At 41.0% G+C, this 14,801-nt stretch carries 14 protein-coding genes and 1 pseudogene; 11 read left to right on the plus strand and 4 right to left on the minus strand.

Going from position 1 to position 14,801, the window contains the following annotated elements:
* Window positions 1-23 precede the first annotated feature (23 nt).
* Genes modA through modC form a run of 3 tightly spaced genes read left to right on the plus strand, consistent with a single transcriptional unit; the run spans window position 24 to window position 2,591 of the window.
* Window positions 24-788, plus strand: coding sequence for a molybdate ABC transporter substrate-binding protein (gene modA, locus A9260_RS14845; protein WP_068700297.1), 765 nt, complete (start codon window positions 24-26; stop codon window positions 786-788).
* On the plus strand, window positions 775-1,500 hold the full coding sequence (gene modB, locus A9260_RS14850) for a molybdate ABC transporter permease subunit (protein WP_068700300.1): 726 nt from the start codon (window positions 775-777) through the stop codon (window positions 1,498-1,500). Before modA ends, modB begins: the two co-directional genes overlap by 14 nt.
* Entirely contained in the window at window positions 1,497-2,591 is a 1,095-nt protein-coding gene (gene modC, locus A9260_RS14855; protein ID WP_068700302.1) for a molybdenum ABC transporter ATP-binding protein ModC, read from the plus strand. The genes modB and modC overlap by 4 nt, the downstream gene beginning before the upstream one ends.
* Before the next feature lie 298 nt (window positions 2,592-2,889).
* On the opposite strand, the gene A9260_RS14860 is transcribed toward modC, so the two are convergent.
* On the minus strand, window positions 2,890-3,324 hold the full coding sequence (locus A9260_RS14860) for a DUF3069 domain-containing protein (protein ID WP_068700304.1): 435 nt from the start codon (window positions 3,322-3,324) through the stop codon (window positions 2,890-2,892).
* A 310-nt stretch (window positions 3,325-3,634) separates the two neighbouring features.
* Between A9260_RS14860 and A9260_RS14865 the strand changes: the two genes are divergently transcribed.
* The 8 genes from A9260_RS14865 (at window position 3,635) to A9260_RS16845 (ending at window position 11,598) form a co-directional block, all read left to right on the plus strand.
* Entirely contained in the window at window positions 3,635-4,615 is a 981-nt protein-coding gene (locus A9260_RS14865) for a Solitary outer membrane autotransporter beta-barrel domain (RefSeq protein ID WP_068700307.1), read from the plus strand.
* 186 nt (window positions 4,616-4,801) lie between these two features.
* The gene (locus A9260_RS14870; RefSeq protein ID WP_068700310.1) at window positions 4,802-5,083 is read left to right on the plus strand and encodes an HlyU family transcriptional regulator; all 282 of its coding nucleotides are present in this window, start codon (window positions 4,802-4,804) and stop codon (window positions 5,081-5,083) included.
* 188 nt (window positions 5,084-5,271) lie between these two features.
* Window positions 5,272-6,810: a Re/Si-specific NAD(P)(+) transhydrogenase subunit alpha gene (pntA, locus tag A9260_RS14875; protein ID WP_068700312.1), complete on the plus strand. Its 1,539-nt coding sequence runs from the start codon at window positions 5,272-5,274 to the stop codon at window positions 6,808-6,810.
* Window positions 6,811-6,820: 10 nt separating this feature from the next.
* Window positions 6,821-8,200 carry a Re/Si-specific NAD(P)(+) transhydrogenase subunit beta gene (pntB, locus tag A9260_RS14880; RefSeq protein WP_068700314.1) on the plus strand — a complete coding sequence of 460 codons (1,380 nt, stop codon included), beginning with the start codon at window positions 6,821-6,823 and terminating at the stop codon, window positions 8,198-8,200.
* Between the two features lie 250 nt (window positions 8,201-8,450).
* Window positions 8,451-9,902 carry a sensor histidine kinase VxrA gene (gene vxrA / locus A9260_RS14885; RefSeq protein WP_068700316.1) on the plus strand — a complete coding sequence of 484 codons (1,452 nt, stop codon included), beginning with the start codon at window positions 8,451-8,453 and terminating at the stop codon, window positions 9,900-9,902.
* Entirely contained in the window at window positions 9,877-10,539 is a 663-nt protein-coding gene (gene vxrB / locus A9260_RS14890) for a response regulator transcription factor VxrB (RefSeq protein WP_068700318.1), read from the plus strand. The genes vxrA and vxrB overlap by 26 nt, the downstream gene beginning before the upstream one ends.
* Entirely contained in the window at window positions 10,539-11,420 is an 882-nt protein-coding gene (locus A9260_RS14895; RefSeq protein ID WP_068700320.1) for a DUF2861 family protein, read from the plus strand. The genes vxrB and A9260_RS14895 overlap by 1 nt, the downstream gene beginning before the upstream one ends.
* A 22-nt stretch (window positions 11,421-11,442) precedes the next feature.
* A complete protein-coding gene (locus tag A9260_RS16845) occupies window positions 11,443-11,598 on the plus strand; it encodes a YoaH family protein (protein ID WP_082957140.1) in 156 nt (51 codons plus the stop codon).
* A gap of 542 nt (window positions 11,599-12,140) precedes the next feature.
* Here the strand turns inward: A9260_RS16845 and A9260_RS14900 are convergent.
* From A9260_RS14900 to yciH, 3 genes and pseudogenes are all read right to left on the minus strand, one after another.
* Window positions 12,141-12,965, minus strand: a complete 825-nt coding sequence (locus A9260_RS14900) for a delta-class carbonic anhydrase (RefSeq protein ID WP_068700322.1) — start codon at window positions 12,963-12,965, stop codon at window positions 12,141-12,143.
* A gap of 891 nt (window positions 12,966-13,856) precedes the next feature.
* A pseudogene (locus A9260_RS14905) lies at window positions 13,857-14,242 on the minus strand (tautomerase family protein).
* Between the two features lie 238 nt (window positions 14,243-14,480).
* Window positions 14,481-14,792 (minus strand): stress response translation initiation inhibitor YciH, encoded by a 312-nt coding sequence (yciH, locus tag A9260_RS14910; protein WP_068700324.1) that lies wholly within the window; start codon window positions 14,790-14,792, stop codon window positions 14,481-14,483.
* Window positions 14,793-14,801 lie beyond the last annotated feature (9 nt).

The raw sequence follows: 14,801 nt of genomic DNA on the forward strand, positions 1-14,801 counted from the left end.
GGCACCTTTACTTTAAGTACCTTATGCACCGTATTTTTATTACTCTGCTTATCTGTTTTTCTTTCCCCTCATTTGCGGCATCCAAGCATACTGTGTATGTTTATGCCGCCTCCTCAATGACTCAAGTAGTGCAAGACTTGGCGACTAAGGCAGCCAAACAAAACATTGAAGTTAAGGGTGTTTTTGGTTCGTCATCATCAATAGCAAGACAGATCGCAAGAGGCGCGCCTGTGGATATTTTCATTTCGGCGAACAATCAATGGATGTCTTATCTCGAAAAGCAGAAATTGGGCATCGCATCACCTGACATTATTGCAAGTAATCAGTTAGTAGTGATTACGGCAAAAAAACAACCTCACCAATTTGAACTCACTAATTCAGTCGATTGGCAAGATATGATGGGTAACGGTCGTGTTGCTCTTGGGGAAACCTCTACAGTACCGGTCGGCATTTATGCAAAACAGGCGTTATCGTCACTTGGCATTTGGCCGTTGATATCAAAGCATATCGCGCCAATGAAAAACACGCGGGCGGTATTGGCGATGGTCGAGCGTGAGCAAGTGCCTATTGGGATTGTGTACGCAACAGATGCACGTCTGTCGAGCAAGGTAAGCATAGTGGCTTCTATTCCGTCACACTATTACGATCCAATTTTGTACCCGATGATCTTATTAAGCCAAAAACCACAAGCTCTGACGGTATATCAGTTGATGAAAGACCCATCGATGCAGCAGACCTTATCGGAATTGGGCTTTTCAGATGTTGAGGGAAGCCATGTTATTCACTGAGGCATTATTTGCTGAGCCATTGTTAACCGAACTTGAAATTACCGCGCTGGTGCTGAGCTTAAAAGTTGCCTTGGTTGCCAGTTTGTCTATTTTGCCAATTGGGATTGCGCTGGCATGGGTATTAGCAAAAAAAGAATTTTATGGTAAAAGCCTGCTTGATGGTGTGATTCATCTTCCTTTAGTACTGCCTCCGGTTGTTATCGGCTATGTGCTGTTAATTTTATTTGGTAAACAAGGGCCTATTGGTCTTTGGCTTGATACCTATTTAGGCATTGATTTTTCATTCAGTTGGAAGGGCGCGGCATTAGCCTCAGCGGTTGTGGCATTGCCATTAATGGTGCGTTCAATCCGCCTTAGCATTCTTTCTGTGGATACTAAACTTGAGGAAGCGGCAATGACACTTGGCGCTGCGCCCTTTACCGTCTTCAGGCGCATTACATTACCGTTAATGATGCCCGGGGTTATATCGGGTCTAGTGCTCGCATTTGCCCGCAGTTTAGGTGAGTTTGGGGCGACCATTACTTTTGTGTCGAATATTCCCGGTGAGACGCAGACCATTCCGTTAGCTATGTTCAGTTTTCTTGAAACGCCAGGGGCGGAATTTCAAGCAATGCGCTTGTGTATATTAGCGATCATCATCGCTTTAATTTCATTATTTTTTAGTGAGTGGCTATCGCGTCGTTCTCATCAAAAATTGGGGCTGCTGAAGTGACCTTACAATTTTCATTTACTCATCAGTTTGATAGCCAAAGTTTTGCCATAACAGGTGAATTACCTGAAAAAGGGGTCACGGCGGTATTTGGGCGTTCAGGAAGTGGCAAGTCGACTTTACTCAATGTGCTATCAGGATTGCTTATTCCAGACTGTGGCGAGATCACCTTTAATCAACGATTGATCCTAGATACTAAAAAAGATCATCATCTGCCGGTTTGGAAACGTAAAGTGGCGATGGTCTTTCAAGACGCTAGGTTGTTTCCGCATCTTACGATCAAAAAGAATTTGTTATTTGGCGCGCCAAAGCAATCCACATCAATACGATTTAATGAGTTGTGCTCGTTACTGGGTATTGAGCATCTGTTAGATGCCAAACCCAATACATTAAGTGGCGGCGAAAAACAACGAGTGGCCATTGCAAGAGCGCTACTGAGTGAGCCTGAGCTTCTTCTTATGGATGAACCACTTGCGAGCTTGGATTTACCGCGTAAAAGAGAGGTTATTCGATACCTTAATCAGCTATCAAATAATATCGATATTCCCATTGTCTACGTCACCCATAGCCTTGAAGAAGTCATGCACCTTGCCGATCATTTGTTGGTATTAGAATCGGGGAAGGTTGTGGATTTTGGCAGCGTAGAAGAGGTGTGGAATGGTCAAAGCCTAGCCTTGTGGCAAGAGGGTGAGCGATACAGTACCTTGCTCAGTGCAACAGTGGCTGAGCGTCATGCAAAATATGCAATGCGTGAAATGAGCGTTGCCGGACATTGTTTTTGGGTTCCAGACCAAGGACTTTGTGAAAAAGTATCCAGTAATATGCGTATTAGGATTGATGCGCAAGACGTATCAGTGACGCTGTCACCTAGTGAGCAAAGTTCCATTCGAAATGTCATTCCGGTCACCATATCTGAAATATCTAGGCTTAATGAGCATTCTAATTTACTGACCTTAAATTTGGGTAACGAACTGCTACTAAAGTCTATTTTAACTCAATGGGCAACGCAGGAACTTGATTTAGAAGTGGGAAAAAAAGTGTATGCACAAGTGAAAGGTGTGAGCTTTACCCAGCAAAATTTAGCGCAATATTAAACAATATAGAATTGAATGTGGCTTTACTAAGCTAAACGAATAGAAAAACAAGTAACAGGGTAACTGAAAAGGGGTTAATAACTTGAGCTACCATCGATTGGCAGCCCAAGTAGGGCGAACGCATGAGTGAACACTTTTCGACCAATCATGTGCATCATCTCCACAAGACGCCGTGAAATCATCCTTGATGGCTTCATTGTGGCATCCATGCCACAAAGGCTTGCTCCGATAATGCACATGATTTTATTCAAATAACGTTCGTGATCTCACCCTGGCAGCCCAAGTAAACGTGTATGAATTAGTTTTTCACAAATACACTATTAAAGTCGCGCTTCAAGATAGGATCTCGACGAGCTTTCTTGATTTGCTTTGCCATGTCTTTAATGCAGTTAAACAGCACTTGATCTAAAAGCTGCGCTTTATAACTGGTTTTTTCTTCCTCAGACATGTCTTTAGGAATATTGAGCGTTGGGAACTCTTCTAACAAACTTACACCGGCAAACGCTTGGCTTACTGAGGTAAGAGCATGAAACTGTTCAAAGTTATCAACAACGTTTTGCGCGCTACCTGGTAGCTCATCCCACGCTTTACGGACTTCTTCTTCACCGGCCTCATGTATGGAAACTACCATTTGAAACATTTGCTCAGGAACTTCATCAAACTCGATAACCTGGCGCAATTCCTTTGATACTTCACTTAGATCGATGCTTTGATCTTCAATTATTTCTGACATAAGGACATACCTATTTGTGATGGTGTTTTCATCGTAAAAAGTTACTTAGAAAAGTCAAACCATTGTGCTCTATTGAGTGATGAATCTGCAATAAATAACAATAAAAAAATTCTAGGTGATGAATAGTTACGCATGTTGCAGGAAAAACGCACAGGTTTTGACATGGAATTGTCATCAGTGGTTTTTGCAATCTAAGAGTTAAATAATTGGCATGTAAAAGCGTGCAGAACCACAAAATAATTAGTGAAACGTTTGCGTAAACTGGCTATTGTTTAACTAAGGGATTATTTTCATCAAAAATGGAGTTGATTTGAATCGTTGCATACTTTGTCTTGTGGCGCTGTTGGTGACCGCTACAGCACATGCAGACGAAATATTAAAAAAGATTTTGGAGCAAAACTTTGCATCTGCCGTGTTGCTCAGTGACAGCGAAGCAATTTCTTTTGGCTTTCAGAATTTTAATCCCAATAACTTTTTTACCGACAACGATGAGATTGGGAGTAAAGAGTCCTTAGAGTTACGTAAACAGATCACCATTTATACCATTCCTTATACCCTCGATTTACCCGATGTTCCGTTAACCGACGGCACTAACTTAACCCAAAAATTCACGTTTGTTGGATCGTATCTTAAGACAGAAAGAGATCTCTCCTTTAGCAGCGATCCCAATGAATTAGAAGATACCAGCAAGGAAGAGCACTTTACCTTTGCAACCCAATACAGTTCCAAGTATCCGCTGACCAAACATTGGGGGCTAAATACTGGTATCGGTAGCAATTTGATGTATTACCGAAATAAGTATATTTATCGAAATTCAATTAGTAGTGATTTACGAGATAGATTGGATGGTTATGCATTTAATACTGATGCGTGGGCACTAACGCTTAAACCTAGCATTGAGCTTAATTACATCAAGCCGCAAAATTGGGGTCATTGGGAAGGCTTCAGTGAAATGAAATACTTCTATGGTTATGGTTGGGGTGAAGCTAACTATGGTGATGTTGGTAATCCAGAGGGTTGGTATTGGATCAATGGCTTAAAAGGGTTTTATGATATTGGTCAGTTAGGCGGCTATGCACAGAGCGTATTTACTAGTATTCGCCGAATAGATGTTGGTGGAGATCTTAAAGATCCTATGGGTACGACAAACTACTACGAATGGAGTGCAGGATGGTTGATGTCGGTGCCTTTTCTTAAAGACTATGTAGACAATATTGGTTTAGGGTTAAACCTAAATTATGGCAGTAGCTTAAAAGGTGGCACATTAGTCTTTCTTATCAATGAGAAATAGTGTTTATCCTGTGATCTTTTGCTAATTCATCAATAACGCCCGTTATTTTAAAGATGAATGACAGACTTAACCGTGAAAATTCTCAGCTTACCCTCAGTTACGACAAATTCTTCTCATTATTGCTCGCCTTTAAAGTCAGTTTAACTTAAATTGAATATAGGTAAGTATCGGATTTTTGGAGAGTTTATGGGTTGGTTTAGTCGTCTTTTTGGTGCTTCAGACAACAACAAGCAAGTACAAGTAGAGCCAGTTGAATATAAGGGATTTTTGATCTATTCCGAAGCCATAGCCGAAGGTGGTCTATTTAGAATTGCTGGACGCATTACTATGGGAGAAGGTGAGTCACTAAAAACGCATCGTTTTATTCGGTCTGATGTACTGGGTAATCAGGCAGATGCAAATGAGCTGATGATAAAGAAATCTCAAATGTTTATCGATCAGATGGGTGACACGATTTTTAAGCATTAACAGGCTGATCTAGTCTGATGAGTGCTCTCTTGCACAATGATGTATTGTTTTGTGCCTCGTATTAATGATAGTTTTTCAATATAGACTCTTCTATTACACGCAGAGGCAATAGAAGAGCCGAGTATAATTTTAACTTTTTTATTTTTAACTTTTTGTTTTTAATTTGTGCCAAATAGTAGGGAATAGCTATGCGAATTGGTGTGCCTAGAGAAAGTCTCGTGGGTGAAACACGAGTAGCTGCGACGCCAAAAACGGTGGAACAGCTGATTAAACTGGGATTTGACGTCTCAATAGAAGGAGAGGCCGGCGCATTAGCCAGCTTCGATAATCAAGCGTATGAAAACTCTGGAGCAACGATTGTTGACCATGCAGAGGTTTGGAACGCAGAAATCATCTTAAAGGTTAATGCACCTTCAGATGAAGAGATTGCACTTATTAATGAAGGAGCAAGCCTAGTCAGTTTTATCTGGCCTGCGCAAAACCCTGAGTTGATGGAAAAGCTGTCTAGTAAAAATATCAATATTATGGCGATGGACTCTGTCCCTCGTATCTCCCGAGCTCAAGCATTAGATGCACTAAGCTCAATGGCTAATATTGCCGGATATCGAGCCGTTGTTGAGGCCGCTCATGAGTTTGGTCGTTTCTTCACTGGTCAAATTACCGCTGCCGGTAAAGTGCCGCCAGCCAAAGTATTAGTTGCGGGTGCGGGCGTTGCCGGTCTTGCTGCTATCGGCGCTGCGGGTAGCCTTGGCGCTATCGTTCGTTCATTTGATGTTCGCCCAGAAGTAAAAGAGCAAGTTGAATCAATGGGCGCCGAGTTCTTGGAAGTAGATTTCCAAGAAGATACTGGCGCAGGTGATGGCTACGCTAAAGAAATGTCTGACGACTTCAATAAAAAAGCGGAAGAGCTTTACGCTGAACAAGCAAAAGACGTCGATATTATTATCACCACAGCCCTCATTCCAGGACGCCCTGCGCCGAAGCTTATCACCAAAGAAATGGTAGATAGCATGAAAGCCGGTAGCGTGATTGTTGATCTTGCGGCGGCAAATGGCGGTAACTGTGCTTATACCGAAGCCGATAAAGTGGTGACTACGGCAAATGGCGTAAAAGTCATTGGTTATACCGATATGGTCGGTCGTCTTCCTACCCAATCTTCTCAGCTTTATGGCACTAACCTGGTCAATCTTTTGAAGCTGCTTTGCAAAGAAAAAGATGGCAACATCAATATCGATTTTGATGATGTAGTACTTCGTGGTGTGACCGTTGTTAAAGAGGGTGAAATCACCTGGCCTGCGCCGCCAATCCAAGTTTCAGCCCAGCCTCAAGCAGCCGCACAACCCAAAGCTGCCAAAGCCGAACCAAAGGTTGAAGAACCGGTTTCTCCTGTTAAAAAATTGGCAGGTTTAGCGGTTGGTATTGGTGCATTTGCTTGGGTTGCCTCGGTTGCTCCTGCTGCGTTTTTAGCGCATTTCACCGTATTCGTCTTAGCCTGTGTTGTCGGTTACTACGTTGTTTGGAATGTAACACACGCACTGCATACTCCGCTGATGTCGGTCACGAATGCCATTTCTGGCATCATTATTGTGGGCGCATTACTTCAGATAGGCCAAGGAAATGGCGTTGTTACTTTCCTTGCCTTTATCGCTGTGTTAATTGCTAGCATCAATATCTTTGGTGGCTTTACTGTCACTCGACGTATGCTAGAAATGTTCCGTAAAGACTAAGGAGTAACAAATGTCTGCAGGATTAGTACAAGCGGCATACATTATTGCTGCTGTGTTCTTTATTATGAGTTTGGCTGGTCTTTCAAAGCAAGAGACGGCTCGCTCAGGTAACTACTACGGTATTGCGGGTATGGCTATTGCCTTACTTGCGACTATTTTAGGTCCACATTCAAGCGGTGTTGCTTGGATCTTGCTTGCTATGGTGATTGGTGGTGGCATCGGTATTCATTTTGCTAAAAAAGTAGAAATGACCGAAATGCCAGAGCTAGTGGCTATATTGCACAGCTTTGTTGGTATGGCCGCCGTTCTTGTCGGTTATAACAGTCTGATTGATGCACCAGTATTGGTGACACACGCCGAGCACATGATTCACCTTGTTGAAGTTTATCTTGGTGTATTTATTGGCGCGGTGACATTTACCGGTTCTATTGTTGCTTTTGGTAAGCTTCGAGGCATTATTTCATCGTCATCGCTGAATTTACCTCATAAACATAAGTTGAACCTCGCAGCTCTCGTTGTGTCGGCATTTTTGATGAAATGGTATCTAGGCGGTGATGGAGCGTTGCTTCCATTATTCTTGATGACATTGATTGCGTTTGCTTTTGGTTATCATTTGGTGGCATCAATTGGTGGCGCAGATATGCCAGTGGTGGTGTCAATGCTGAACTCATACTCAGGTTGGGCAGCGGCGGCTGCAGGCTTTATGCTTGCTAACGATCTATTGATTGTCACTGGTGCACTGGTTGGTTCTTCTGGCGCAATCCTATCCTACATCATGTGTAAAGCAATGAATCGCTCGTTTATTAGCGTTATTGCCGGTGGTTTTGGACAGGAAGTATCAGTTTCATCCTCAGATGAAGAGCAGGGCGAACATACCGAGTCGAGCGCTGAAGAAGTGGCAGAAATGCTGAAGAACTCTAAATCTGTCATCATCACTCCAGGATATGGTATGGCGGTTGCTCAAGCTCAGTATCCTGTACGCGAGATCACTGAAAAACTTCGTGCGCAAGGTATCAAGGTTCGCTTTGGTATTCACCCGGTCGCGGGTCGTTTACCAGGCCACATGAACGTATTGCTTGCAGAAGCAAAAGTGCCTTACGACATCGTACTTGAGATGGACGAAATCAATGATGATTTTGCCGAAACGGATACGGTTTTAGTTATTGGCGCGAACGATACCGTTAACCCAGCGGCGCTTGATGATCCATCAAGTCCAATTGCGGGTATGCCAGTACTTGAAGTGTGGCATGCACAAAACGTGGTGGTATTTAAACGTTCAATGAACCCAGGTTATGCCGGCGTGCAAAACCCACTGTTCTTTAAAGAGAACTCAACAATGCTGTTTGGTGATGCTAAAGACTCGTGTATGAAAATATCCGAAAACTTGTAGTAACACTATTTTGATTTGTTGAATCTTTCACAATCATAAAAATCCGATGAACGTTGTTCATCGGATTTTTTTATGTCTATTTGTTAAGCAAAAGATGCAATTAAAGTGAGTTCCATAACAGTTAGTTGACATGGGGGTTAGGCTATTGCCAATTTGTTATGAGATCTGTCATTTCGCTGTCAAAAATGCTGTACGGTTTGGAATGAAAACCTGAATGGGAGTATAGTAATCGCATTCGAGTTAAAACACGTTGTACTCTTTGAGAACTTTACTTTTATTCATAAGCTTATTGTCCATTAGCCCAGTGCTGGCGGCAAAAACTCTTCCCCAAAGATTAGACTCTTTGGTGAGCTTATTTGTATTCAAAGAAGCGAAAGATGTCTACGACATGCAGGTGATTCAAGCTGATTTTCCAACGGCTTTGATTGACCCAAACTCTATGTTGCCTCAAAGCAGTAAGTACCCTTTAAAAGATTTGCAGCTTCTCTACCGATTAGAGCAAAAGTGTAAAGGTAAATTACCTTTAAGCCCTGCGGTTACCGAACCATTAGTCTTCACAAGAGCCATGTGCCGAGGAACCAAACTACCACTTAAATGGTTTGCACGTTCCAATCCGATTCATCCCGGCGGTGGTACGTACGCAGCAAGATACGTTAAGGCTCATCCAGAGCGCTTTGCTGAGTTGCAACCTTATATGCACATCAACGAAAGAAAGCTTGCAGATCCAGGTACATTGCTAGGTCGCTTGCAAGTGATGCACAGTGATGGGATTGCATCATTATTATCTGGCGCACCGATGTTCATACAAGAAAATGAGTTTTGGCTTCGTAAAGGCGACAGTTACTTCGTATTTGATATTGCCACTCTTGATCACAATGCCAAAGAGGCGGAGCTTAGCTTTATTCCCGTGTCGCAAATTGACGAGTGCTTCTTTGAAAGAGGTAATATCTGCTGGACGCAACACGACGATAGCCATTTAATCAAAAACTTACTGTATATATTGGTTTTATTGAATGTCACCCTAATTATTGGTTGGCTTTTATATCGCTGGAACAGTAAACGCAAAGAGATGCGCAGTCGAATGTTAGTGCTTCAAATATTAACGCATGAACTGCGAACGCCGATTGCCAGTCTTGCTATGACAGTAGAAGGCTTTAGGCGTGAATTTGAACGTCTTCCAGAGACTGTTTATGACGAATTTAGACGTTTGTGTGAGGATTCAAGGCGATTGCGTCAACTTGCAGAAGCGAGTAAGGATTATTTGCAGTCGGATAACCAACCATTAGCCACAGAGCATTTGCCTTCAATGCAAGAATGGTTGGAATACAAAGTCGAAAATTATTCTGGCAATGTCGTACTGTATCTCGAAAAAGATATTGAGGCTCAAGTTAATATTTATTGGCTTGGAACCTGTATCGATAACTTAGTTAATAATGCAATTAAATATGGGGTAGGCGAAGTCAAACTTTGCGTACATCGAAGTAATAATAAACTCACCATTGAGGTTCAAGACGAAGGGCAATTAAGTGCTAAAGATTGGAAGCATTTACGTAAACCTTTTGTCAGTAAAGCTGGGTTGGGCTTAGGCTTGACCATAGTGGAATCTATGGTGGGAAGAATGGGTGGTAACATGAAACTTGTTGGTCCGCCTACTAAATTTGTAATGGAGATTCCTTGTGGAACAAACACTGCTGCTCGTTGAAGATGATAAAAATTTAGCTGATGGTCTATTGGTTAGCCTAGAGCAAGCCGGTTATAACTGCCTACATTCAGAGACAATTGCTGATACTGCGAATTTATGGGAAAAAGCTGATTTAGTTATTCTAGACAGACAACTTCCTGACGGCGATTCAATTTCCAAGCTAGCGGAATGGAAAGAAATCAAGTCAGTACCGGTTATCTTGTTAACTGCATTGGTGACAGTTAAAGACAAAGTCTCAGGGCTTGATGCTGGCGCAAATGATTACTTAACAAAACCGTTTGCTGAAGCTGAGTTGTTTGCGCGTATTCGAGCAAATTTGAGAGTCTCAGATGATGACTCGCAAAATGACGACTCTAAAGTGATTACTGATAGCTTGGTAATTGATAAAGCCACTCGTGAAGTTTTTTATCATGACGAAAGTATCTCGTTAACGCGCACTGAGTTCGATTTATTAATGTTCTTAGCGAGTAACCTTGGGCGTGTCTTCACTCGTGATGAATTGCTTGATCATGTATGGGGTTACAACCACTTCCCAACAACACGTACCGTTGATACCCATGTACTGCAATTACGCCAGAAGTTATCCGGTATTGATATCGAAACACTGCGCGGTGTTGGCTACAAGATGAAAAGCTAATGAAACCGTTTCTAACGACATTATTACTCATTCCGTTAGCTGCACCGATTGCAGCTAATGCGCAATGGTTTGAAGAAAATAATATCGTTACCAGAATGCACCAAAAGTTGTTAGAAGATGATCTCAATGGCATGTTTGAGATTATGGTTCAGGTTTGGCAGCAAGAATCGACCGATAATTTGCATTTACATTTAGATGCTTTGTTAAAGCAGGCAACTGAACAAGATTGTGGAAAGAGTCTTACTGCTGAAGGATTGCCAAATTGGGTCGACTCTGTTTCTATTGAGAAAATATCAGTTCAAAGACCAGGGCGCCTATCTAATAAACTGATGTTGAGCTTTTTAACCGATAATCGTTTGGTCTCGGTTAAGTTGATTGGATGGCCTGATAGCATCATTTCTCAAAATGTTATTGAGCAGCGTTCTTACGAAACGACAACAGATGACAAACGTACATTACAGTACACAGAAGCAACCTATAGCTTAAGCAAGCCGCTTAAATCTGGTTTGTATCAATTACAACTGGAAGATACAAATCAGCATAGTTGGACTCATTGGCTGATTATGAGCGATGCCGATCCGGTTCACGTAGTGCGATGGGATTCTAAAGATAGTTGGATAGTCGATAAAAAACGCTTACTAAATCGATATTGCCCATTGCCAGTGCAAAAAGTAACGGTCTACGATTACCAAGATGGTAAATACAACACTGTCTGGAATAAGTCGTATGAGTCTAATTATCCTGTTAGACTGCCGAGCAATGCGCTACCACCAGATCGTTATGTTGTCAGTGTATCGATGACACAATCGCAGTGGCAGGGCCCAATCTTATTTAAAGATAAACGTACGATTAGTAAAACCATCGATTTTACTGAAGAGTAGGGAACAACGACTAGGAACCGATATGTTTGATGATTTACCACCACTAACACATGAAGAGCAACAAAAAGCCGTAGAGCGTATTCAAGTATTGATGGCTCAAGGTGTCAGTACCGCTGAAGCAATTAAAATCATTGCTCAAGAAATACGTGATGAGTTCAATAAAGGTCAAGAGCAGTAAGCTCTTGGTTTTACACATCTAACGCACTATAACTAACTTGCCTTTAGGTGATTTAGACATACTTAAAGTTCAATTCTCATCAATATTTTCAATTAACTCATGAGCTTATTCTGTATGTAAAGCGGTTCTTTTTATTTAAAATCAGTATCTTGCTGTACTTAGTGCCATAATGGTGAGCCATTAGCCTGAAAGTAACTTACAGTTACCTAAATTGGTTAAGTTATTATGTTATCTCTGGAGATATTACGTAGAGCCTGCGGTAATCAATGGTCAAAGTGAGTTCAAATACCTAGATAGACCATCGTGATTTTTTGATTGAACGATATTTTTAATACGTGATACGGTCACTTATTGTCGGTCAGTTAAGCGGGGCTGATAGTGGATAGGTGCTACTAATTACGAATGTTTTAGATGTGAAAACGGCGACTGCTTCAGAATGTCTTGTGATAAACAAAACATACAACAATCGCCGTTTTATGTGACATTAACTGAACTTGTATCTCAGCTTAGTAAATGACGCAGCTCATTTAGTGAGTGTAGCGTTATTGATGGCCAGTTGATAACAAGTCTGGGTTAACCACTAAATTACGAACACCATGAGCGTGGTCTTCTTTAAAGTCATTTCCTTCAAGCCATTTTGCAACTGAAGCGATATCAACCTTTGCAACTCTTGGTCTTACACTCCAAGTCACTTGCAGCGGAGAGCCTTGTTCATTATAACCAGGACCGGTTGTTGAACCTGCGTACTCTAAAGGCTTGCCAGTATAATTAGGAATGTTAGTTGCTTGGTAGTAGCCATTCACTTGTTTATATTCAGCTAGCTCTGCAAAATCTAAAGAGTCACTGTCATTAACAAGAACATAAACTTGCGTTTCTACACGAAGTTGAGGATTCATTAACGACTCAGATAAACAAGAACCTAGAGTTGCCCCAGGTGTCACTTGAGCGCTGGTATGCACGTAATGCACTTCGATGGTATCACCAGAACTTAATTCTTTATGTTTGAATTCTTTAAGCTCATCTTCAGTTAAAGTGCCATTGTATCGGTAACCCGTTTGAAAGCCTTTGCCGTTACCATTTCCAGCATAAGCGGTAAATTCTCCGCCTCTATGTTCAGCGTTTTTATGGAAATGAATGTTACATAAGTTCATTTCTTGATAAGCAGGAGCGATACCAAAAGTGCGTTGGTTTTTTCCGTTTAAATCATCAATGTCACGAGGTGATTGTGGACCAAATCCTTTGCCATCGGTATTGGCCGCTAAATTAGCACGTTGATCTGCAACTACTTGATCGCTAACAACTTCGTTGCCTGCAAATGCAGCAAAACTGGTAACCAATATCGTTCCGAGAAATAGATTTTTTGTCATTAAAAATACCTGTTTGGTGTGAGGGTTAATTATAATTATCTGTGTTTCACAAACGTTTTTAGCATAAAAAAAATATTGCTAATAACCAATAAATGTAAGCAGTAGTTTCTTTATTAGTAATGATTTTCATTTGCATGAGTGCAATTGCATAAGCTTTACTGAGGTGAGAGATCGGGTTATCCGAACTGTTAATTGTCAGAATATTGCTTTTGTTAAAAATTGATGGTTTTCTATTCTAGATGAATAATTAAAGTACCAATTTGTACGTAGATAGTCTCAATTACACAAAATGCAATGGCTTGCTTTGAGGTATGTCAATCTCAATAAAGAATTGCTTAAACTGTGATATGGAACAATTGCCAGAATTTTAAAGCACAAACAGATAAGTATGCCGTCTTTAATTTTGCAGATGGAAATACACAGAACATAATCAAGCGAACCAAATTAGCTTGATTTAAAGAGACGCTGTAAGCGTTAGAACCTAACTAAATGTTGCTAGGCAAAATCAGGAGCAGCAATAATCGATGTAACGACAAATAAAATAGTGCCAATATGGAGAGATTTCAACTTGGTTAAACCCGGACATTTCTAAATGGGACTTACAACCTAAGTGCGCATAATCAATGTTATGTTAAATAGGGTTTATTGAAACTATTATAAGCATGCTATTACTTACGTACACTACTCTTTTCGCTCTATTAGTTTGTAGACTATGTAAAGCGAACCATCTTTAAAGGTATTTCCATATTAACAACGATTCTGTATACCGTATGTTGTGAAAGTAAACCGCTAGCACCGAACTGAGTAAAGCGTTTTACTAATCAGGATGCTTGACGATAACTCAGGTTAAGTCGACGATATGTTAGTTTAAAACCTGATAGCCTTTTAGGATTACACTTCTACCTTATATTTCAAATCTCTGGCTTCATCACCACTCATGCCTCTGAAGCCCCAGCAATGGGCTGGCTGTTCTTTGATTGTGATTTCTACATCTATGGGTAAAATTCCTAGTTGAGTTTCGATCTCTGTAAATAAGGTCTTGATGAGCTTTTTCTTAGTCTCAATTTGTCGTCCTTCCATCATATTGATTTCGATAACGGTATACGAATCAGTTCGTCCGCCTGGGTAATAGAAATCTTCTTTATCCATTGGATAAAGCGATGAGCTCGTTTGTCTTCGGGCATACCTAGTGCTTGGCCCATTGACTGTTGAATAACGTTGGAAAGTTTGTGCTTGATTGGATTTAGGTGCTGTTTAATGCCATAGATTACAATCATAATTTTGAGTTCCTTAAGTAAAATTAAGTTATCTGGTTGATTTAGATATGTAATTTTCAGCTTACGCCTAACGCTTTGTATTGACTAGTCATTTGCAGAATCTTTTGGGTATAAATTTAGGTAGATTGATGTAGTATATTGATTTCCACATAATTAGTTATAGTGCGTTATAGCGTAATTAATAAAGGATAAAGACAAGCAAACCAATACAGCACACCTTTCATTATCCTAAGTAATGTTAACCGCCAGCAAGTTTAACGGTATGGCCTTTCTTTTCTAAATACACTTTTATCTTGTCACGGTTATCACCTTGGATTTCGATAACACCGTCTTTTACAGCGCCGCCGCAACCACATACTTTTTTCAGCTCTGCGGCCATCAATTTCAGTCCTACATCGTCTAAATCTAGACCTGTGACTAAACAAACGCCTTTGCCTTTACGACCTTTAGTTTGACGTTGAATACGGACAACGCCATCACCTTTGACGCGTTCTACTTTTGTTTCTTCAGGCTTGATACGCCCTACTTCTGTTGAATATACCAAAGACATAATTCGGCC

The sequence above is a fragment of the Vibrio sp. UCD-FRSSP16_30 genome, from assembly GCF_001676025.1.
In the GTDB taxonomy this organism is placed as follows: Bacteria; Pseudomonadota; Gammaproteobacteria; order Enterobacterales; family Vibrionaceae; genus Vibrio.